This is a genomic window from Nitrosomonas sp. TNE100 (assembly GCF_055387135.1).
On record NZ_AP040997.1, the window covers coordinates 1,345,183 to 1,365,055 of the forward strand.

Here is a 19,873-nt window from a genome sequence, read left to right on the forward strand (position 1 = left end):
ATCAGGCCATTTTGCAGGATAGAAACACAAAGCCAACTATACTTTCAAAAGAACTGGTTAGTAATTACCTTGCTGCCTGGTACCAGATAAGGATTGATACAACCCGCTTGATCATGCTGCGTATTGGCAGCCAATCCAAGTCTGTTGCAACACTACTACAGGCAACCGGGAACCAGTATGCAGCGTATATCACCGCCTGTAACCCCGCCAGCCAAATGGTAACGCCTGAAGAAAATCAGTCTGCCACGATCCAGTTATACGAGCAACTTGCCGGCTATTCAGAGCACATATACCCGGGAGAGAGTATCGATCCCGCCGGAGAATGGCCTGTCGAAGCAGGTTTTCTCGCATTGGAGATCGATCTTGCCACAGCCAGAACAATCGGACATGCGTTTGGACAGAATGCAATCATCTGGATGAATACTGACGCAATCTCCCGATTAGTTTTACTGCGCTGAAGAGACAGTTTCCTCAACAAGGATGCTACGCTTCAGCTCTTCTATTTCCGGCTCATTCAATGTTTCAGTTTCCAGTAATTGCTCCGCCGTTTGATCAAGCAACGGCCGATTCATATCCAGAATTTTAATCGCACGCTCAAGCGCTTGATCAAGTAGCGCACGTACTGTCAGATCGATCTTGTGAGCGGTTTCCTCACTATAGTCACGGCTTTGTGGCATCGGGTAATTGGTTTGCAGATACGTCATTTGCTCCCGATCATAAACCACATTTCCGATTGCCTCGCTCATACCATAGCGCAACACCATCGCACGAGCGATATCAGTGGCACGTGCCAGATCATCGGAAGCGCCAGTGGAAATCTCACTGAATACCAGTTGCTCCGCCGCACGCCCACCCAGCAATACCGCCATCTTGTTTTCCAATTCTCTGCGCGTCATAAGATAGCGATCCTCGGTGGGGCGTTGAATGGTGTAACCCAGCGCCCCGATTCCGCGTGGAATAATCGAAACCTTATGGACTTCATCCGATCCAGGCAGAGCAAGCGCTACCAGGGTATGCCCCAGCTCGTGGTAGGCAACTGTACGCCTTTCATCAGGATTAATCAGTCGGTTACGTTTTTCCAGGCCAGCCACGATACGCTCGATTGCATTGTTAAAATCTTCCATGGTCACGGCTGTTGCATCACGTCGGGTCGCCAACAGCGCAGCTTCATTAATCAGATTAGCTAAATCTGCACCGGTAAAACCAGGCGTCAGCGCCGCTATCTGCTCGGTATTAACATCTGATGCCAACGTAATTTTACCAATGTGCACAGCCAGAATCTGTTGACGACCCTTTTTATCAGGCCGATCTACCAGTACCTGTCGATCAAAACGTCCGGCACGCAGCAAGGCAGCATCCAGGATTTCGGGACGATTAGTGGCTGCGAGCAAAACAATGCCACTGGAGGGATCAAACCCATCCAACTCGGCTAACAATTGATTCAGTGTCTGTTCTTTTTCATCATGGCCACCAAATCCGCCTGCTCCGCGTGCACGCCCCAGCGCATCCAATTCATCGATGAAGATGATGGCGGGTGCCATCTGGCGTGCTTGCTCGAACAGATCACGCACTCTGGCGGCACCCACCCCAACGAACATTTCGACAAATTCTGAACCGGAAATCGAGAAGAACGGTACGCCTGCCTCCCCTGCCACCGCACGCGCCAATAAGGTTTTACCCGTGCCGGGTGGGCCAACCAGTAAAATACCTTTGGGCGCTCTTCCTCCTAATCGACTGTATTCAGAGGGATTTCTAAGGAAATTGACGATTTCCATCAATTCTTCCTTAGCCTCATCCACTCCGGCAACATTGGCAAAAGTGACTTTTGTTTCTTGCTCAACATAAACCTTGGCACGGCTTTTGCCAATCGACATCAACCCGCTTCCCATCATTCCTTTATTCATCCGCCGGATAATAAACAGCCAGATACCAATAAAAATTGCCATCGGCACTATCCAGGAAAGAATATCGCGCAACCAGGTGCTTTGCACCACGCCAGTATAGGTAACACTATGTTTGTCTAGCATCTCCGCCAGATCCGATTCAACCCGCGTGGTGACAAATTCGGTAAATTTCTCACCAGAAGTATCCTTGAGTTTGCCAAAGATCTGTTGATCAGTAATAGCTACTTCCGCTACCTTGTCCTCCTCCAGTAATGTCTGAAAGCGACTGTAGGGAATTGGCTCAATTTTTGTATATTGTGTGTAAAGATTTTGGATGAAGAGAATGCTGGTTACCGCGATCAACACATACCAGAAGTTAATCTGTGTCTTCTTATCCACCGGCGACTGGTTTTTCATGAATCCTCCTTTCTTTGTTTGTCTGATTTTATTTTTTCAGAAATCGGGTTCGCAAGTTGCTAAATCATACCCAATTTTGTCGATCTAAAACCGAGAAATGGTACACTTACCTTTCATCCGGCCTTTCGCAAAGAACTAGATTGCACGGCCGTGTCAGTCACATACAATGACTGCTTTCATCAAACTTCTCCTAAAAGGATGATCTCCGTCATGAAAACACATGCAGCAGTTGCCTGGCAGGCTGGCCAGCCCCTTACCATTGAAGAGGTTGATCTTGCCGCTCCGCGCGCGGGAGAGGTGCTGATTGAAGTTAAAGCCACGGGTATCTGCCATACTGATTACTACACACTTTCCGGCGCTGATCCGGAAGGCCTGTTCCCTGCAATTCTTGGCCACGAAGGTGCCGGAGTTGTGGTTGAAACGGGTACAGATGTCAAATCACTGCGCCCGGGTGATCATGTGATTCCCTTGTACACACCGGAATGTCGGGAATGCAAATCTTGTCTTTCGCGTAAAACCAACTTATGTCAGGCGATCCGTGCGACACAAGGGCGCGGCCTGATGCCGGACGGCACTTCGCGCTTCTCGCTCAACGGCAAACCCATTATGCACTATATGGGCACTTCAACTTTTTCTAATTACATCGTTGTCCCTGAGATTGCTCTGGCTAAGATTCGTGAAGATGCCCCTTTTGACAAAGCCTGCTACATCGGCTGCGGGGTGACCACCGGTATTGGTGCGGTATTGTTCACCGCCAAAGTAGAAACGGGTGCAAACGTCGCTGTATTCGGGCTAGGCGGCATCGGCCTGAATGTTATTCAGGGTGCGCGCATGGTCGGTGCGGACAAGATTATCGGAGTTGATATCAATCCGGAGCGGGAAGCATTAGGCCGACAATTCGGCATGACCCATTTCATCAACCCGAAGGAAGTAGAAAACGTGGTGGATGCAGTAATACAGCTGACGGATGGAGGTGCAGATTACAGCTTTGAATGTATCGGCAATACCACTGTTATGCGCCAAGCGCTGGAATGCACACACAGAGGCTGGGGGCGCAGTATCATTATTGGTGTAGCAGAAGCTGGCGCCGAGATCAGTACCCGCCCATTTCAGCTGGTGACTGGTAGAAAATGGGAGGGTACTGCTTTTGGTGGCGCACGTGGCCGCTCGGATGTACCACGTATTGTTGACTGGTATATGGAGGGAAAAATCAGTATTGATCCGCTGATTACACACACCCTGAAACTGGAAGACATCAACGAAGGTTTCAAATTGATGGAAGCCGGAAAATCTATTCGTTCTGTTGTAATTTACTGATGACTTAAAAAAATGACAATCAAACTGGAAATTCGCAGCCAGCACCGCTGTTTTGGTGGTCTTCAAAGTTATTATCAGCATCATTCAGAAATTATCGGCTTACCGATGCGCTTCTCAGTGTATGTGCCGCCCGAAGCCGGTGAGCAGCGTTTACCCGTACTGTTTTTTCTAGCCGGGCTGACCTGTACAGAAGAAACTTTCATGATTAAGGCCGGTGCACAACGTTATGCTGCCGAGCTCGGGCTGATGCTGGTCAGTATGGATACCAGCCCACGCAATACCGGCATTCCTGGTGAAGCGGATGATTGGGAATTTGGATCAGGCGCCGGGTTCTATCTTGATGCCATAGAATCCCCCTGGTCCAAATACTTTCACATGGAAAGCTATGTGACACAAGAGCTGTACAACATCATACTGGGTCAATTTCCAGTTGATCCGAAAAGTGTGGGAATTTCAGGACATTCAATGGGAGGACATGGTGCGTTAACCCTGGCGTTACGCCACCCTGAGCTGTACCAGTCAGTTTCTGCCTTTGCGCCGATAGCAGCCCCCATTCACTGCCCTTGGGGACAAAAGGCATTCAGTCGTTACCTGGGGAAATCGCCAGAAAGCTGGCATAAACACGATGCAACCGCTCTGATCGAATCTGGTCACCGACTACCAACCCCGTTAATTGATCAGGGACTAGACGATCCTTTTCTTGCTGAGCAATTACATCCCAGCTATTTTGAAGCCGCCTGTCAGCAAGCTGAACAGCCCATTATTTTGCGTCGCCATGCTGGCTATGATCACAGCTACTTTTTTATCAGCACTTTTATTGAAGATCATTTGCGACATCACCACACTTTCCTGACGTTGGATCCGGCTGATTCAGCAGGTTGATTCAATCTGGATTTTCTTGCTATATCTCATCGTCATTGTGCGACAGCGACAACCTCTCCCTCTCGCCTTTTCGAGCATGTTCGTGCGAAGCAATCCAGAGCGGTTACAACCGGGATAAGGATGGCCTGCTAATTGCTTTGCTTTATCCGCCGCCACACTACACTCGCAGCTGAGGCCTACGGATTTCACAATGACGATGCCATCCACCATCCTTAATACGGATAAGCGGCAAGTTTGATAAAAATGCCGCCATCTCCTCTACTGGCATGGCAGTTCATGGCTCCATCAAACTACAATGACATCTGGCAATGGGAAGCCGTTGAAATTGCTTGCATACGACGTTGTGTAAGCGCCTGCGTTGGGGATAAAAATGAAATCATCTTCCCGCACATCTTCAGGCAGCATCTCGTCGTGCATCAGCACATCCACAGAATCGCATGTCGGACCAGCAACTGACCAGGGAACCAAAGAACCATTGCGTTGAGTCAAGATTTCATAACGCAACCCTTCGCTTACCTCAATGATGCCACCGAAGATCCCTGCATCCCAATACATCCAGCGCTTGCCATTACGGGTCGCAGTACCGACCACGCGGCACACAAAACACGCTGAGTCGGATACCAGATAACGTCCAGGTTCTGCCATGATGCGAATATTTTGCGGCAAATCAGCAATGGCCTCGTTAATAACCTCGGCAATGATTTCAATGGATGGGATCGGCTTGACGTAACGCACCGGATAACCGCCACCCAGATTCAACAACCGGGGATTAAGACCGGCTTCGCGCATGCTGGCAAACACGGTTTTGGCACGTTCGATCCCAACCCGCCAGTTCTGTGGATTGCGGCATTGGGAGCCCACATGAAAAGTAACACCTGCCAGATCCGCATTCAGCTTCACAGCTTCATCAATAATTTCGCGCACGTCTCCCAGATGTGTTCCAAATTTTCCTGCCAACGGCCAGTCGCTGCCGATATTGGGAGTGTCGATCCGCAAATAAAGCTTGGCATCCGCTTTGATGCTGACGATCTTGCGCAGCTCCTCAACGCTATCCAGCACGTACCACTCCACGCCTTTCGCAGCAGCATACTGGAGGTAGGCGCGTGATTTCATCGGATTGCTGTAAAAAATTTCGGCAGCCGGCACGCCAAAACCCATCAGGAGGTCAAGCTCGGCAATCGACGCGATTTCAAACCCAACGCCTTCTTCAATCAACGTTTTCAGCACGCGCGGATCAGGATTGGCTTTGGCTGCATAATGCGGATGTACGCGTGGCATGGCTGCCTTGAATCGTCGGGCTTTATTGCGAATGATGGCGGTATCCACCATCAGAAAAGGCTTCAGATAACCTTGTTTTAACTTGGCTTCCACCAAGGAGGGATCGATACTGATTTCAGGGTGAGTATCGAAAATGGCATTTTCTGTTTGTTGCTGTACGGCTGCGGATAGTTTTTTCATGAGGGTTTCTCCTGGAATCGCTACGTTTCGGGAATATGAATTTGAACCCAATCAGTTGGAACAAACAGGTTTATCTTGCTTCTCATGATGACCTCCTTATGGGCTGCTGGAATTTCTAAAGGCACGCATTATAGGCTTGATTTTTTCAGAATCAAGTATTTTTTTGCATTATTTTTATTAAAATAAACGATTAATAATCATCATCTTATATGACAGAAATTATCTTCATTATTTTTGATGGCTGTTTGCAAAGCCCAGCGACTTTATAAACAGCAATCTTCATCAGAAAAAAGAGCCAATTAACAACTTTTTATTGGGTTTTTCTGCCGACCAATTTATATTGGACAAGAAAATACAGGCAATATTTTTTCAGGGTACTTAATGCCTCGATTCGCCTGAAAAATAGTTTTCAGAAGAATCTTTTACGCAAAAGATTTGCACATGAGCAAGCGCAGGACTAATATTTTGAACAACCAGCTTTATAAGAGAGTTGGTATATCTAGATAAACCGGAAGGAGATCACGATGAAAAAAATTACCGGAGCAGCCATCTTCACCGCAACCATGTTTTTCTCGTTCAATAGTGCATTTGCTGGTAATGAAGGATTACCAGCAGATCAGGTAATTTCAGCCATTCAGGCAGCCGTTGCAGCAAACCCCGGAAATATCCACGAGGCTGAAGTTGAAAGAGAACAGGGAAAGCTGATCGTCGAGGTAAAAATCATCGACGCCAATGGTAAAAAAATCAAAGTAAAAATCGATCCGGCAAAAAATGCAGTCATCCCGAACAAATAACCTTGACTAACACCCCCCGATAAAACTGCTGCTGGATTTTTTCCCGCTGCAGGCATTCGCGCAATAACATCCTGCCTGTTATGGTAAGGCTCTGTCTTTGAGCCATCTGCACATAACTCCGTTATGGTGAATGTCGCAAACATGAAACAATCCAGCAGAGTTGGCAACCAAAAAATCAGACCATTATTCTCGCTCTCTCGTTGCAATCCTTCTACTGAATTCTGATTTTTTCATAAGAACCTGTTCAATATCTCACTGAAGGGCACATTACGGCGTTGAAATTGAACTGCATCCCTTGATCGAGATCTTGAATAGGTTCTAAGAATTGATTGAACTGACGGAAATCTTGTGCAATATATTCCCCGGTGGCACCATACCGCCTTTCATCCGGAGCCAGGAAAGCGGTGATGGATATAAACCATTGTATATACGGAAATCTGAATGACAGCTGCCTCATCCCTACACCCCCCTGCAATTCCACGCGTTGGTTTTGTATCACTTGGCTGCCCCAAGGCAACGGTTGATTCCGAACGTATCCTCACCTGCCTGCGAGCAGAGGGCTACCTGATCTCACCCAACTACGCCGATGCTGATCTGGTGGTCGTCAACACCTGCGGTTTTATTGATAGTGCCGTGGCGGAATCGCTGGAAACCATTGGCGAAGCACTGACTGAAAATGGCAAGGTGATTGTAACCGGCTGCCTGGGTGCAAAAGAGGATGTCATCCGGCAGGCGCACCCCAGCGTGCTGGCAGTAACCGGCCCGCAGGCAACCGAGGAAGTGATGGCCGCCATTCACCATCATTTACCCAAACCGCACGATCCTTATCTTGATCTGGTACCGCCACAGGGAATCAAGCTCACGCCGAAGCATTACGCCTATCTCAAAATTTCCGAAGGCTGCAATCATCATTGCACGTTCTGCATTATTCCCAGCATGCGCGGTGATCTGGTCAGTCGACCGGTGGGTGGTGTACTGCAGGAGGCGCAAAGTCTGGTCGAAGCTGGTGTCAAGGAATTGCTGATTATTTCCCAGGATACCAGTGCTTACGGGGTGGATATCAAATATCGCACCGGCTTCTGGCAAGGCAGACCCGTTCGCACTCGCATCACCGAACTGGCGAACGCACTGGGGGAATTCGGTATCTGGGTACGGCTGCACTATGTCTATCCCTATCCACATGTGGATGAACTGATCCCATTAATGGCAGAAGGCAAGCTCCTGCCTTATCTGGACATTCCTTTTCAGCACGCCAACAAACGCATACTCAAGCTGATGAAACGCCCAGCCAATAGTGAAAACGTACTGGTGCGCATTCAGCAGTGGCGCAAAACCTGCCCGGACATTGCTCTGCGCAGCACTTTTATTGTTGGTTTTCCGGGAGAAACCGAAGCAGAATTCGAGGAACTGCTCGCTTTTCTGGAAGAAGCACAACTGGATCGGGTGGGGGCATTTACCTATTCGCCGGTCAAAGGCGCGGCTGCCAATGTATTGCCTGATCATGTTCCTCCCGAAATCCAGCAAGAACGACTGGAAAGACTGATGCAACAGCAGGAAATCATTAGCAAACAACGCCTGGCTGTGAAAAAAGGCCAGCAGCTCAGGGTGCTGGTGGACACAGTTGATGAAGAAGGCGCCATCGCCAGAAGTTATGCCGATGCACCGGAAATTGACGGCGTTGTTTACATTAATGATGCCTCAACCCTTAAACCGGGTGACTGGGCAGATGTGCGCGTTACCGATACTGACATTCACGACCTGTGGACAGAGAAAATCTAACGCGAACAGTAAACTCCTGAATTGCTTCGGCGACTGTGCCTGCCCGCAAAAGTGGCATTTGTATCATTGCCACTTTTTCCTCAATCCTTACAAGGTGCTGTGTTGAAGCAACGCCGAGGCAATCCAGTACCGCGTTGACCAGCAACTGATTCTGCTTGAGTGGCTGTGCTTTTGCACGCCACTACTCGAAACCATTCCGTGTCATTGATTTGGCACAATGCCAAAGCCAAAATCCTCTCCAGCCTCACAACTTTTCCTATATTTCCTCGTATAAACCAGCCCCCTGGCTCTCCATACAAAATATCAATGGAGAAAACAAGCATTCAGGTTATCTCCTTATAACAAACAAATCACTATAAAAATTCCAGCAAGTATCAAGGCTTGTCAGAAAAATTTACAAGCAAAGAATTGTTCTACTTAGCCACCCCTGCAAATAGAACATATATCTATTAGTGTCATGCACTTATATCGCAAATAAAGTATTGGCATGTAATGTGCTTATTGTAAATCAAGGTTGTTCAGGATCGATGCCTCATTAGCCCTGATAGTCGATAGTGGTAACCAATTAAAAACAAAATTTTTAATCCGAAGGAGATTTACCTATGAAGAAAACACTTATTGCAGCAGCCTTATTTGCAGCAATTGGAACAGCGCATGCTGATCCAGTTACATTGACCTATACAGATACATTTGGAAATGAACAAGTAGGAACCCTTCCCAATAATTCGTCTTGGTCAGGAAACCCATGGAATCAGGGAAAACCTGTTCAAGGAAATGTATATGCGGGAGAATTCAAATTTAAAACATCTGAAGGATTAGATTTCTACGCATTCTGTGCTGATATTTTCCATACGCTAAAATCTGGAACCACATACCAAATGGATGCCCTGACAACGGGAAGCGTAGCTGGTATTGGTTCCTGGGAAATCGCCCGGATTGGTTACCTGTTCGATAATTATGGCGACTACCTTGACAATTCGGCAAATGGAAAAGAATTAACGGCATTCCAGCTCACCCTGTGGGAAATTCTGTTTGAAAACGGCAAAAACCAGGGCAATCAAAACGGAAACCCACTTTCAAAGGGCAACTTCAAGGTAGGAGGATTTGGTGATGCCGACGATCTGGCAAATGGATGGATAAAAGATATTTATGACAACACTCAAGATGGCACAAAAAGTGAGAAATATGATTTATTTTTCCTGACATCAAGCTCTACTTGTACTGAAAAATACACAAGTGGAAATAAAAAGGGACAATGTAAAAATGGAAAAATGACCCAAGATTCTCAAAACCTTATTTCCTGGACAGCCAAACCGGAGGATCCACAAGATCCAGCAGAGAATCCAAATGAAATACCCGAACCCATGCCATTGGTACTTCTAACTGCCGGTTTACTGGCATTAGGGTTCACCAGAAAGCTGCGCTGCTGCTAATCTACCATCAAGCCGGAGAATCTATCTCCGGCTTTCTAAAGTCATTTTTCAGGCGAAGCACTGCGTTGCATGGTACTCGCCCTTCCAACCTATTCGGTATATTTTGCAGGCACCCTCAATTCGGCCTGCGTCTCCAAAAAAAGAACACCCTCCATATATTGATTAATATCTACAACTCATAAGAAAATTGTCAATTTTTACAATCGACTGAACCCATTTTTCATAAAGAAGTCTCAACGGAAGTACATCAATCTGAGCCAGGAAATAACAACAGAAGGTTGCAATAAACATGACAGACATGAAGAACAGGATTGAAAGCAGGCTACAATCGTTACAGCCGCAGTTCCTGGAAGTATTTAATGAAAGCCATCGTCATAATGTCCCGGCAGGATCCGAATCTCATTTCAAGGTAACGGTTGTATCTGCTGCATTTGATGACAAACCGCTGGTGGCGCGTCACCGGCTGGTCAACGCCACGCTGACGGATGAGATTATTCGCTCCATTCACGCACTGGCGTTACACACATTCACTCCTGCGGAATGGCAGGAACGTCATGATGCAGCGCGCACATCCCCACCCTGCCTTGGTGGATCGGCTGCCGAATGAAACCGGGAGTGATAACCTCACGCCGCGAAAGTGGCCCATCAACTTTCAGAGAGGTTCTTATGCAAAAACTGTTAAATTTTCTGACACTTGCCTGCGTTCTGCTGCTCAGCGGCTGCGGCTACAACACCCTGCAATCGACTGATGAACAGATCAAATCAAGTTGGGCGGAAGTAATCAACCAGTATCAGCGCCGGGCAGATCTGATTCCGAATCTGGTCAATACGGTAAAAGGCTTTGCCACACAGGAAAAAGAAGTGTTGCTGGGAGTGACTGCCGCCCGTTCCAGAGCAGGCAGCATTCAGGCGACACCGGAACTGATCAACGATGCGGAAGCCTTTGCCCGTTTTCAGAACGCTCAGAGTGAGCTGACCGGTGCGCTTACCCGTTTGCTGGCGGTGGCAGAGAATTACCCGCAGCTCAAATCCAGTGCCAATTTCCGTGATCTGCAGGCACAGCTGGAAGGTACTGAAAATCGTATTGCGGTCGCCCGTAACCGTTACATCCAGGCAGTGCAGGAATATAACGTAACGGTTCGCTCCTTTCCGAGCAACCTGACTGCGATGCTGTTCGGGTTCCAGGTCAAACCCAACTTCACGGTGGAGAATGAACAAGCGATTGCTGTTCCGCCCACGGTGGAATTTGGTGCTCCGGTAACTGCTCAATAAATTGATTAAATAAGCAAGCATGTTGATTTTATTTACAGGAATCAAGCGGCATATCAGTTTGTCGTTTATAGCACTGTTATGTGTTGCTGCCACCGGGGTGCTGGCCGATGTTGCTATTCCTCCGCTTAAATCACATATTACCGATCTGACTGGAACGCTCACCAAAACAGAAATCACTCAACTGGAGCAACAACTAGCTAATTTTGAAGCAAAAAAAGGCAGTCAGATCGCCGTGCTAATTGTTCCCTCCACACAGCCTGAAACGATTGAGCAGTATTCAATTCGTGTGGTTGAGGCATGGAAACTCGGCCGCAAAGGAATCGATGATGGCGTATTGCTGCTGGTTGCCAAGAATGACAGAACCTTGCGGATTGAAACCGGCTACGGACTTGAAGGTGCATTACCGGATGCCATCGCTCGGCGCATCATAGACGAGGGAATTACTCCTGAATTCAAGCATGGTAATTTTTTTGGTGGATTACAGACAGGTATCAGGCAGATTATCAGTGTGATTGAAGGCGAACCTTTGCCTGTTCCTGCACGGCAGGCGAGAGAATCAGCCAGTATGAACCTTGTGCTGGAAAACATTATTCCCGTTTTATTTGTCATGCTGATGCTGGGCAGGATGCTGCAAGCCACGTTTGGGAGAATGACCGGTGCAACCATAACCAGCAGTATTGCAGGATTACTGATCTGGCTGATTTCCTCTTCACTGCTGATCGCTGTCCTAATTGCCATCGTGGCATTTGTTATCAGCCTGTTTGAGCAGACAGGGAGAATCATTCACCAAGGTGGGTTCAGGAGTGGGCGCAGAAACTGGCCTGGAGGGGGTGGTTTTTCTAGCGGTGGATTCCGTGGCGGGGGTGGCGGCTTTGGTGGTGGCGGCGCCTCGGGAAGATGGTAATCAGGAGAAATTAATGAATTTGATGCGCATCATCCGCCATCTCGTCACTGGTCAATCAGCCGTAAAACGTGCATTTCCACCGAATACGCTGAATACAATCAAGCAGGCAATTGCACGGTCTGAAACCACACATAGTGGCGAAATTGTTTTTGCAGTAGAAGCGGCGTTGGATATATCCCTGCTGTTGAAAAATCATTTCAGTCGTGAACGGGCCATTGATGTATTTTCCCTGTTGCGAGTCTGGGATACCGAACAGAACAATGGTGTGATGATTTATTTATTAATGGCAGATCACAGCGTGGAGATCATAGCAGATCGGGGCATTTACACTCGCATGGAACAGGCGGAATGGGACGCTGCTTGCCATACGATGGAAACTGCTTTCAGCCAGGGACAATTTGAACAGGGTATTCTCTCCGGAATTGATGTAATTACCAGAGTGCTACAGCAATACTTTCCAGCCAACAGCGCTGGCAAAAGAAAAAGCGAGCTTTCCGATTACCCGGTCGTGTTATAAATCCGTCTTCCACTTCCCTGAAAGACAGGTCAGCCGGATCAGAATAAATCCAATCGACTCTGGTTTTACCTTGGCTCACTACCTGATTCTATGCGCCTGCTGCACGACAGGAAGTTATAATATTGCTGTCTCTTGCTGTCGTTCTGTATACCTTCTATGTATCTGATAATGGCGATGGCCGTTGCATTACCGAAAATGAATCATAAACTCCAAGGCAGGTTATTCTGGCTACTCGGCAAGAACTTTCTGATTTTCTGAGCGAAGTCGAGCTGCGTGCATACAAGCAAGCGTTATTCGCGGTGCAGGATGAACACACTGCACTGGATATCGTGCAGGACTCAATGATGAAGCTGACCGAGAAGTATGCGCATAAACCGCCTGCCGAGCTCCCTCCCCTGTTTCAGCGCATTCTGCAAAATAAGATTCGTGATTATTATCGGCGACAGAAATCCCGTTCACTCTGGGTGACGTTGTTCTCAGCATTTATGCCTGCTTCAAGCGAAAAAGATACTGATGAATATTCCGATATTCCCGAATCTCTGTCACTGGCGCAGGATTTCGACCAGAAAAACAATCCCGGTACCGCAGCGGAGCAATCTCAACTGATCGAACTGATCAGCAAGGCGCTAGAAACTTTACCGCCACGTCAACGAGAGGCCTTCCTGTTGCGTTACTGGGAAGAGATGGATGTATCCGAAACAGCAAAAATCATGGATTGCTCGGAAGGAAGCGTAAAGACACATTGCTCCCGTGCGACACACACACTTGCCGCTATATTAGAGGGTAAAGGAGTCAAGCGATGAATAAAGAGGAAAAAACGGGGAGAACGATCGCAAGATTGCTGGATCACAGCTTGCGTGACATTACCCCAGGTACTCTGTACCAACTGCGAGCTGCACGCAGAGCCGCTTTGGAAAATTATCAACCAGCAGAAAAAATGCTGCATGCAGGCGCGGGAATATCAGCCCGGAACGGGTATCACTGGCTTGCCAATCATGCCGGCAAATTATTATTATCAGCCAGTTTTCTGCTGCTCCTAATAATTCATAACTACTGGCAGGTAAATTACAGGATTGAAGATAAATCAACAGCATCGCACGCCATATTCACTAATGATGCACCCGCCGAATTATTCAGTACCGAGGATACTGCCAATTTCGAAGAAGAGGAGGATGCTGACGATGGAACTTCTGATGAAACGCCTCCTCACGAAGCCGAAAATAACAATAATTCGGAAAATACGACTGATGTTTCAGCAACCGATGTCAATGAAGAAGCAAATTCTGGTGTGGCTACCGATTCCGTTTACCCCGGTGAAACTCAGGATCCTGACTGGATGGATGAACCTTCCGATAGCAAGGATGACAGGAATTCAGAAACAGATGTCGTCCCTGATGAAACCAGTGATGTTCAAGATTCTGAGGAAGTGGGAGACGCTCATGATGCAGAATCCCCGGATACAGATTCCGAAGACAGGGATACGCAGGATACAGAAACCGATAGCGAGATATCTGCCCCATAGCCCAACCAAGATATAATCCGGATTTGATCCGGCTGCTTCGGTTTCATCCCGGAAGATAAAATTTATTTCTGCTTAAGCACCCTACCCCAGCTAATGCACTCCAACACCAGCGATTTACTCCACCTTGTTCCTGCTGATTTCCCATCAGCCTGGAACAGGCAAATTGAGCCTACACTGATCAATCATGAACAGGTAATTGCCTGGCTGGAAACTGACCTCGATCATCAGTTACATTTTTCACCAGGGCTGATTGTGATTACCACCCGGCGGATTCTGGCTAGAATAGCGGGCGATGAGCACTGGCAGGCATGGCATTATCAACCAAATATGAAGCTAGCTTATCAGGATCACGCCGGGATTTGCAGCATCGAACTGTCTGACACCAGCGCCCGTCTGGCGCGCTGGTATTGCACATTGAGCAAACAACAGGCAGCGGATCAACTGATTATCCACTTTATCCGGCTGATTGATGCGCTTGATACCCAGGCAGCCCTGCCAGCAAAAGGGATGGCAGAACAAGCCAGCAGTAACCAGAATACCGCTGGCAACGATGACAGTAGTGAAGCGGCATACGCTCATCACGATCAGGAAGCAACCTCCACTCCACCCTCTACCTGGACATTGTTTCGCCTGTGGCGCTTTGCCAGACCGTACAAGTGGCAATTATTTACCGGTTTCATGCTAATGCTGGGCAGTACGGCTGCTGCATTGGTACCGCCCTATCTGACCATGCCACTGATGGATAATGTATTGATCCCTTATCAGAACGGCCATCCGATTAATGTTGATCTGGTGATATTTTATCTGTCCGGCTTGCTGGGAGCGGCAATAGTAGCCTGGATTCTTGGCTGGGCGCGCACCTATGTACTGGCCAGGATATCAGAGCGCATCGGCGCTGATTTGCGAACAACAACTTACGAACACCTGCTCAAACTTTCTCAAGCCTATTTCGGTGGGAAACGTACAGGGGATCTGATGGCGCGTATCGGTGCGGAAACCGACCGGATTAACCTGTTTCTTTCGCTCAATCTGCTTGATTTCGCCACGGATGTGCTCATGATCGTCCTGACCGTCATTATCCTGGTTTCAATCGACCCATGGCTCGCGCTTATTACCCTGCTCCCATTGCCGATCATTGCCTGGCTGATTCATCTGGTGCGTGATCGTTTGCGTGTCGGCTTTGAAAAAACCAATCGTGTCTGGGCCGAAGTCAATAATGTTCTGGCAGATACCCTGCCTGGCATCCGAGTGGTCAAGGCATTCGCGCAAGAAGTACGGGAGATCGAACGCTTCCGTGCAGTCAATCAGCGTAATGTGGAAATCAATGATCGTGTCAACAAAGTCTGGGCATTGTTTACCCCCACGGTAACCCTGCTGACAGAATGCGGTCTGCTGGTTGTGTGGATTTTCGGTATCTGGCAGGTATCACAAGATCACATCACCGTCGGGGTACTCACCGCTTTTCTGGCTTATATCGGTCGCTTCTATCTGCGGCTAGATTCAATGAGCCGGATCGTTTCTGCCACACAAAAGGCGGCGGCTGGAACCAAACGGATATTCGATATTCTCGATCACGTTTCCAGCGTGCCGGAACCGGTCAAGCCCGTTCATCTGCCAGCTATAAAAGGCCATATCGAGTTGCGTAATGTCGGTTTCCGTTACGGAACGCGCCGGGTGATACAAAATTTCAATTTTGCAATTGAACCAGGCGAGATGATCGGGCTGGTCGGGCACAGTGGCTCAGGCAAAAGCACACTCATCAACCTGATCTGCCGCTTTTATGATGTGACCGAGGGTGCCATCCTGATTGATGGTATCGATATCCGCTCATTGCCTATCGCGGATTATCGAAAACATATCGGGCTGGTACTGCAGGAACCTTTTCTTTTTTTCGGCACGATTGCCGAGAATATTGCCTATGGAAAACCCGATGCTTCTCGCAAGGAAATTATTACAGCGGCACGCGCTGCCCATGCCCATGAATTTATTTTGCGCCTGCCTTACGGTTATGATTCTCTGGTGGGCGAACGCGGCCAGGCACTCTCGGGTGGCGAAAGGCAGCGTATTTCCATCGCCCGGGCACTGCTAATCGACCCACACATCCTGATACTGGATGAAGCCACTTCATCTGTGGATACCCAGACGGAACAGGAAATTCAAGGGGCACTCGATAATCTTGTTTCCGGTCGGACAACCCTTGCCATTGCTCATCGCCTGTCAACCCTGCAGGAAGCAAACAGGCTGATCGTACTCGACCACGGCAAGATCGTGGAAACAGGCAATCATGCGGAACTCATGGCCTGCCAGGGACATTACTACCACCTTTATCAGTCACAGTCACGTAGCCCAGATAATGAAGAGTCCTCTGTTGAACCCGGTAACCTATCTGATATCAGGGGAAATCGTGTATGAAACTATCTGAATACAAACTGGAGAGGAATGCTTTCGGTCGGGTGGTAGCTATAGGCAAAGATCAGATCTACGAAAGTGTCATACCCGTACGTGCATTTCCAATTACTGCCGCGGATGAGGGAGTAGCTCTGGTCGATGGCCATGGCCATGAAGTGGCCTGGATTGATAATCTTGTTGAATTACAGGAATCAGAGCGAACTTTGATCGAAGAAGAACTTGCCAGCCGTGAATTCATGCCTGAGATAAAGCGCATTGACAAGGTTTCCAGCTTCGCAACCCCCAGCACCTGGCAAATACAAACAAATCGAGGGGAAACCAGCCTCATCCTCAAGGGAGAAGAAGATATCCGTCGGCTGTCGCTCGCTACATTACTGATCACCGACAGCCACGGCATTCACTTCCTGATTCGAGACCGGTTGATACTGGATCATCACAGCAACAGATTGCTGGATCGTTTTTTGTGAAACAAGACAAAAACAAGATTCCCGAATATCAACACATCAAGATTTTCTTTACCACACTGCTGCAATATTCCAAAAAGATAATACAGAGATCGTGTGGCCTGAATAATGGCGTTGACTGCGAGTCGTCCAAGTTCACCACGTACCAGCTGACAATCAAGCGTGAGCAGCTTAAAGCTGCACAACTGTGTGATCAGTAAACGGGAAAGATACTTTCAGCACCGTAAAGCATTCATAACTCACAATAAGTTTTCTCATCAGTTGCGCTTGCCCACTTGGCAAGCGTTTCTTCCAATGCTTTCAAGTATTCGATGTCAATCGGCTGTACACGCCGGATACATGTGAATATAAAACCTCTACAACCAACAGCAGTAGCAGTATAAGCTGCTGTGAATCCCCTTCCTGTGCGCTCACTCTCAGCAAGAAATGAGAGATATCCAAAAATTCCAGATTTCCTGTAAACCAATTGAATATGTCTCGCGTTAATTAGAGGGTGTACATTCGATTACTCACTCATGTTGATTCAATCCGATTTTCCCGCTTGCAGTAAAAAAGATTTTAGGTTTCTTGACATTCGTTATCTGAATGGTCCCAACATGTGGACGTACAACCCTGTTCTGGAGGCAATTGTTGATATCGGTGAGCTGGAGGATTATCCATCAGATACGATCCCTGGTTTTTATGAGCGCTTGTTAGCCTGGTTGCCATCCCTGATTGAACATCGCTGTAGCTATGGTGAGAGAGGTGGATTTTTACGACGGGTCAAGGAAGGAACCTGGCCCTGTCATATTCTTGAGCATGTGACGCTTGAATTGCAAAATCTTGCCGGGATGCAGGGAGGATTTGGCCGGGCGCGCGAAACCACGGAGCGGGGAGTTTATAAGGTAGTTGTCAGTGCGTGGCATGAGGAAATAACACTCAAAGCTTTGTATTTGGCGCGGGAACTGGTACTGGCCGCGATGGGGTTTGACCAGGAACAGCCAGTTTATGACGTAGAAAACGCTATTGGGCAGTTGCGTGACATGATTGATTCACTCTGGATCGGCCCTTCTACCGCTTGTATTGTCGATGCCGCCACAGCACGCAATATTCCGTTCATTCGTTTGCTGGATAAAGGCAATCTTATTCAGTTAGGGCAAGGGGCATGCAGTCGATATATCTGGACCGCAGAAACCGATCGGACCACCGCCATTGCTGAAAGTATTTCGCGTGACAAAGAACTGACCAAATCACTGTTGCGTGCTTGTGGCATACCGGTTCCGGAAGGGCGTATCGTGACTGATCCGGCAGATGCCTGGCTGGCCGCTGCAGATATTGGGTTGCCAGTTGTTGTCAAGCCCAGCGATGGCAATCACGGACGTGGGGTGTTTATTGAGTTGAGTACGCGCGAAGAAATTGAATCTGCTTTCTCTATTGCACAGCAGGAAGGCAGTGATGTGTTAGTTGAGCGCTATATTTCGGGAATCGAACATCGCTTGCTTATCGTTGGCGGACGAGTTATCGCCGCAGCACGGGGAGATTCCGCGCTTGTTACTGGTGATGGCGTTTCCACAATTGCAGAATTGATTGAAAATCAGGTCAATGCCGACCCGCGCCGGGGCACTACTGAAAATCACCCGCTCAATCTTATCAAGCTGGATGATGCGGTCAAAATGGAACTCACGCATCAGGGCTGCACCTATGATTCTATCCTGCCTGCTGATTCAAAAATACGGGTACAGCGTAATGGCAATCACGCAATTGATGTCACCGATAGCATACACCCGGCCACTGCTGATCTGGCTGCGCTAGCTGCACGAGTCGTTGGTCTGGATATTGCCGGGATTGATCTGGTGGTGGAAGATATTTCACAGCCGCTTGCCGAGCAGGGAGGAGCCATTGTTGAAGTCAATGCCGGTCCCGGTTTGCTAATGCATATCAAGCCCGCTATCGGCAAACCACAACCGGTTGGTGAAGCGATTATCAATCATTTGTTTCCGGATCAGAATCAGAGCCGTATTCCCATTGTCGGCATTACCGGCAGTCATGGCAAAACCACTATCGCCCGTCTTGTTGCCCGTCTGTTCATGCTTGCAAGTAAACGTACCGGTTTAGCATGCAGTAGTGGACTTTATCTCGACCACAAAAAAATTGATTACAACGACTGTGCCAATCACAAATCGGCTCGCCGTATTCTGATGAACCGTACTGTTGAAGCAGCCGTTTTTGAAAATGGTTTCAATAGCATGCTTGAGGAAGGATTAGCGTATGACAGTTGTCAGGTAGGTATTGTTACCCGAATTGAGCCCGCACAACATATTGGTTATCGGGGAATTGAAACACCTGAGCAGATTTTCAAGGTGCTGAGAACCCAGGTTGATGTGGTTTCTCCTACCGGAGGTAAAAAAGATGACATCTTGCCAGAGGCTATGCCGACAATCGGTACAGCTATTCTTGATGCGGAAGATCCTGTGCTAATCCGGATGGCAGATTTATGCCACGGTGAGGTCATTTACATCAGTCGTGATCCCGAATTGCCCACGATAAATACTCACCGGCGAGAGGGAACAGGGCCAACTCGTGGGAAACGGGTTGTTACTGTACGTAACCAGGAGATTCTGCTAATTGATGGTTCTACTGAAACACCCCTTGCCCGGCTGGATGAGCTGCGAGTAGAAACCGGTAATCATATCGTAGAAACGATACATCTTCTGGCGGGCGTTGGCGCTGGCTGGGCCTTGGGCATGTCGTCCGATCTCATTAAAACTGGTTTAACGGCCTTCTTGCAGGATCAGGAAGGCCATCCACCGATATATCAAACTCTCGAAGGTTAGATAATTTAA

At 48.2% G+C, this 19,873-nt stretch carries 17 protein-coding genes; 15 read left to right on the top strand and 2 right to left on the bottom strand.

Annotated elements, in window-relative coordinates:
• The first annotated feature begins 11 nt into the window (after positions 1-11).
• Positions 12-458, top strand: a complete 447-nt coding sequence (locus ACZ5EJ_RS06455; RefSeq protein WP_464556780.1) for a DUF3293 domain-containing protein — start codon at positions 12-14, stop codon at positions 456-458.
• Here ACZ5EJ_RS06455 and ftsH read toward each other — a convergent pair.
• Positions 447-2,300, bottom strand: a complete 1,854-nt coding sequence (gene ftsH, locus ACZ5EJ_RS06460; RefSeq protein WP_074455339.1) for an ATP-dependent zinc metalloprotease FtsH — start codon at positions 2,298-2,300, stop codon at positions 447-449. The two genes, ACZ5EJ_RS06455 and ftsH, sit on opposite strands and share 12 nt — an antisense overlap.
• Before the next feature lie 210 nt (positions 2,301-2,510).
• On the opposite strand from ftsH, the gene ACZ5EJ_RS06465 reads away from it, so the two are divergent.
• Together ACZ5EJ_RS06465 and fghA are read left to right on the top strand one after the other, a co-directional pair.
• Positions 2,511-3,617, top strand: coding sequence for an S-(hydroxymethyl)glutathione dehydrogenase/class III alcohol dehydrogenase (locus ACZ5EJ_RS06465; RefSeq protein WP_011634439.1), 1,107 nt, complete (start codon positions 2,511-2,513; stop codon positions 3,615-3,617).
• A gap of 12 nt (positions 3,618-3,629) precedes the next feature.
• Positions 3,630-4,499, top strand: coding sequence for an S-formylglutathione hydrolase (gene fghA / locus ACZ5EJ_RS06470; protein WP_011634440.1), 870 nt, complete (start codon positions 3,630-3,632; stop codon positions 4,497-4,499).
• Between the two features lie 285 nt (positions 4,500-4,784).
• Here the strand turns inward: fghA and ACZ5EJ_RS06475 are convergent, their stop codons facing one another.
• Positions 4,785-5,957: a type III PLP-dependent enzyme gene (locus ACZ5EJ_RS06475; protein WP_011634441.1), complete on the bottom strand. Its 1,173-nt coding sequence runs from the start codon at positions 5,955-5,957 to the stop codon at positions 4,785-4,787.
• Between the two features lie 524 nt (positions 5,958-6,481).
• On the opposite strand from ACZ5EJ_RS06475, the gene ACZ5EJ_RS06480 reads away from it, so the two are divergent.
• From ACZ5EJ_RS06480 to ACZ5EJ_RS06535, 12 genes are all read left to right on the top strand, one after another.
• Positions 6,482-6,751, top strand: a complete 270-nt coding sequence (locus tag ACZ5EJ_RS06480; protein ID WP_011634442.1) for a PepSY domain-containing protein — start codon at positions 6,482-6,484, stop codon at positions 6,749-6,751.
• A 441-nt stretch (positions 6,752-7,192) separates the two neighbouring features.
• Positions 7,193-8,530, top strand: a complete 1,338-nt coding sequence (gene rimO, locus ACZ5EJ_RS06485; protein ID WP_011634443.1) for a 30S ribosomal protein S12 methylthiotransferase RimO — start codon at positions 7,193-7,195, stop codon at positions 8,528-8,530.
• A 602-nt stretch (positions 8,531-9,132) separates the two neighbouring features.
• Positions 9,133-9,963 (top strand): hypothetical protein, encoded by an 831-nt coding sequence (locus ACZ5EJ_RS06490; protein ID WP_011634444.1) that lies wholly within the window; start codon positions 9,133-9,135, stop codon positions 9,961-9,963.
• Positions 9,964-10,261: 298 nt separating this feature from the next.
• On the top strand, positions 10,262-10,570 hold the full coding sequence (locus tag ACZ5EJ_RS06495) for a BolA family protein (protein ID WP_240142266.1): 309 nt from the start codon (positions 10,262-10,264) through the stop codon (positions 10,568-10,570).
• A 59-nt stretch (positions 10,571-10,629) separates the two neighbouring features.
• Positions 10,630-11,235: a LemA family protein gene (locus ACZ5EJ_RS06500; protein ID WP_011634446.1), complete on the top strand. Its 606-nt coding sequence runs from the start codon at positions 10,630-10,632 to the stop codon at positions 11,233-11,235.
• 19 nt (positions 11,236-11,254) lie between these two features.
• Positions 11,255-12,139 (top strand): TPM domain-containing protein, encoded by an 885-nt coding sequence (locus tag ACZ5EJ_RS06505; RefSeq protein ID WP_011634447.1) that lies wholly within the window; start codon positions 11,255-11,257, stop codon positions 12,137-12,139.
• Between the two features lie 13 nt (positions 12,140-12,152).
• Positions 12,153-12,656 carry a TPM domain-containing protein gene (locus ACZ5EJ_RS06510; protein ID WP_011634448.1) on the top strand — a complete coding sequence of 168 codons (504 nt, stop codon included), beginning with the start codon at positions 12,153-12,155 and terminating at the stop codon, positions 12,654-12,656.
• A gap of 224 nt (positions 12,657-12,880) precedes the next feature.
• Complete coding sequence (locus tag ACZ5EJ_RS06515) at positions 12,881-13,459, top strand: RNA polymerase sigma factor (RefSeq protein WP_049753108.1); 579 nt, start codon at positions 12,881-12,883, stop codon at positions 13,457-13,459.
• Positions 13,456-14,178 (top strand): DUF3619 family protein, encoded by a 723-nt coding sequence (locus ACZ5EJ_RS06520; RefSeq protein ID WP_011634450.1) that lies wholly within the window; start codon positions 13,456-13,458, stop codon positions 14,176-14,178. The genes ACZ5EJ_RS06515 and ACZ5EJ_RS06520 overlap by 4 nt, the downstream gene beginning before the upstream one ends.
• A gap of 93 nt (positions 14,179-14,271) precedes the next feature.
• Positions 14,272-16,590: a cyanophycin metabolism-associated ABC transporter gene (locus ACZ5EJ_RS06525; protein WP_011634451.1), complete on the top strand. Its 2,319-nt coding sequence runs from the start codon at positions 14,272-14,274 to the stop codon at positions 16,588-16,590.
• Entirely contained in the window at positions 16,587-17,054 is a 468-nt protein-coding gene (locus ACZ5EJ_RS06530) for a cyanophycin metabolism-associated DUF1854 family protein (RefSeq protein ID WP_011634452.1), read from the top strand. Before ACZ5EJ_RS06525 ends, ACZ5EJ_RS06530 begins: the two co-directional genes overlap by 4 nt.
• A 512-nt stretch (positions 17,055-17,566) precedes the next feature.
• Positions 17,567-19,864 (top strand): cyanophycin synthetase, encoded by a 2,298-nt coding sequence (locus tag ACZ5EJ_RS06535; RefSeq protein ID WP_074455334.1) that lies wholly within the window; start codon positions 17,567-17,569, stop codon positions 19,862-19,864.
• Positions 19,865-19,873 lie beyond the last annotated feature (9 nt).

What these genes read in the sequence shown, in the direction of transcription:
- ftsH (WP_074455339.1), bottom strand. Translation starts at nt 2,300, where the DNA reads ATGAAAAACCAGTCGCCGGTGGATAAGAAGACACAGATTAACTTCTGG.
- ACZ5EJ_RS06500 (WP_011634446.1), top strand. Translation starts at nt 10,630, where the DNA reads ATGCAAAAACTGTTAAATTTTCTGACACTTGCCTGCGTTCTGCTGCTC.
- ACZ5EJ_RS06535 (WP_074455334.1), top strand. Translation starts at nt 17,567, where the DNA reads ATGTTGATTCAATCCGATTTTCCCGCTTGCAGTAAAAAAGATTTTAGG.
- ACZ5EJ_RS06530 (WP_011634452.1), top strand. Translation starts at nt 16,587, where the DNA reads ATGAAACTATCTGAATACAAACTGGAGAGGAATGCTTTCGGTCGGGTG.
- ACZ5EJ_RS06465 (WP_011634439.1), top strand. Translation starts at nt 2,511, where the DNA reads ATGAAAACACATGCAGCAGTTGCCTGGCAGGCTGGCCAGCCCCTTACC.
- ACZ5EJ_RS06480 (WP_011634442.1), top strand. Translation starts at nt 6,482, where the DNA reads ATGAAAAAAATTACCGGAGCAGCCATCTTCACCGCAACCATGTTTTTC.
- ACZ5EJ_RS06525 (WP_011634451.1), top strand. Translation starts at nt 14,272, where the DNA reads ATGCACTCCAACACCAGCGATTTACTCCACCTTGTTCCTGCTGATTTC.
- ACZ5EJ_RS06495 (WP_240142266.1), top strand. Translation starts at nt 10,262, where the DNA reads ATGAAGAACAGGATTGAAAGCAGGCTACAATCGTTACAGCCGCAGTTC.
- rimO (WP_011634443.1), top strand. Translation starts at nt 7,193, where the DNA reads ATGACAGCTGCCTCATCCCTACACCCCCCTGCAATTCCACGCGTTGGT.
- ACZ5EJ_RS06475 (WP_011634441.1), bottom strand. Translation starts at nt 5,957, where the DNA reads ATGAAAAAACTATCCGCAGCCGTACAGCAACAAACAGAAAATGCCATT.
- fghA (WP_011634440.1), top strand. Translation starts at nt 3,630, where the DNA reads ATGACAATCAAACTGGAAATTCGCAGCCAGCACCGCTGTTTTGGTGGT.
- ACZ5EJ_RS06490 (WP_011634444.1), top strand. Translation starts at nt 9,133, where the DNA reads ATGAAGAAAACACTTATTGCAGCAGCCTTATTTGCAGCAATTGGAACA.
- ACZ5EJ_RS06510 (WP_011634448.1), top strand. Translation starts at nt 12,153, where the DNA reads ATGAATTTGATGCGCATCATCCGCCATCTCGTCACTGGTCAATCAGCC.
- ACZ5EJ_RS06520 (WP_011634450.1), top strand. Translation starts at nt 13,456, where the DNA reads ATGAATAAAGAGGAAAAAACGGGGAGAACGATCGCAAGATTGCTGGAT.
- ACZ5EJ_RS06505 (WP_011634447.1), top strand. Translation starts at nt 11,255, where the DNA reads ATGTTGATTTTATTTACAGGAATCAAGCGGCATATCAGTTTGTCGTTT.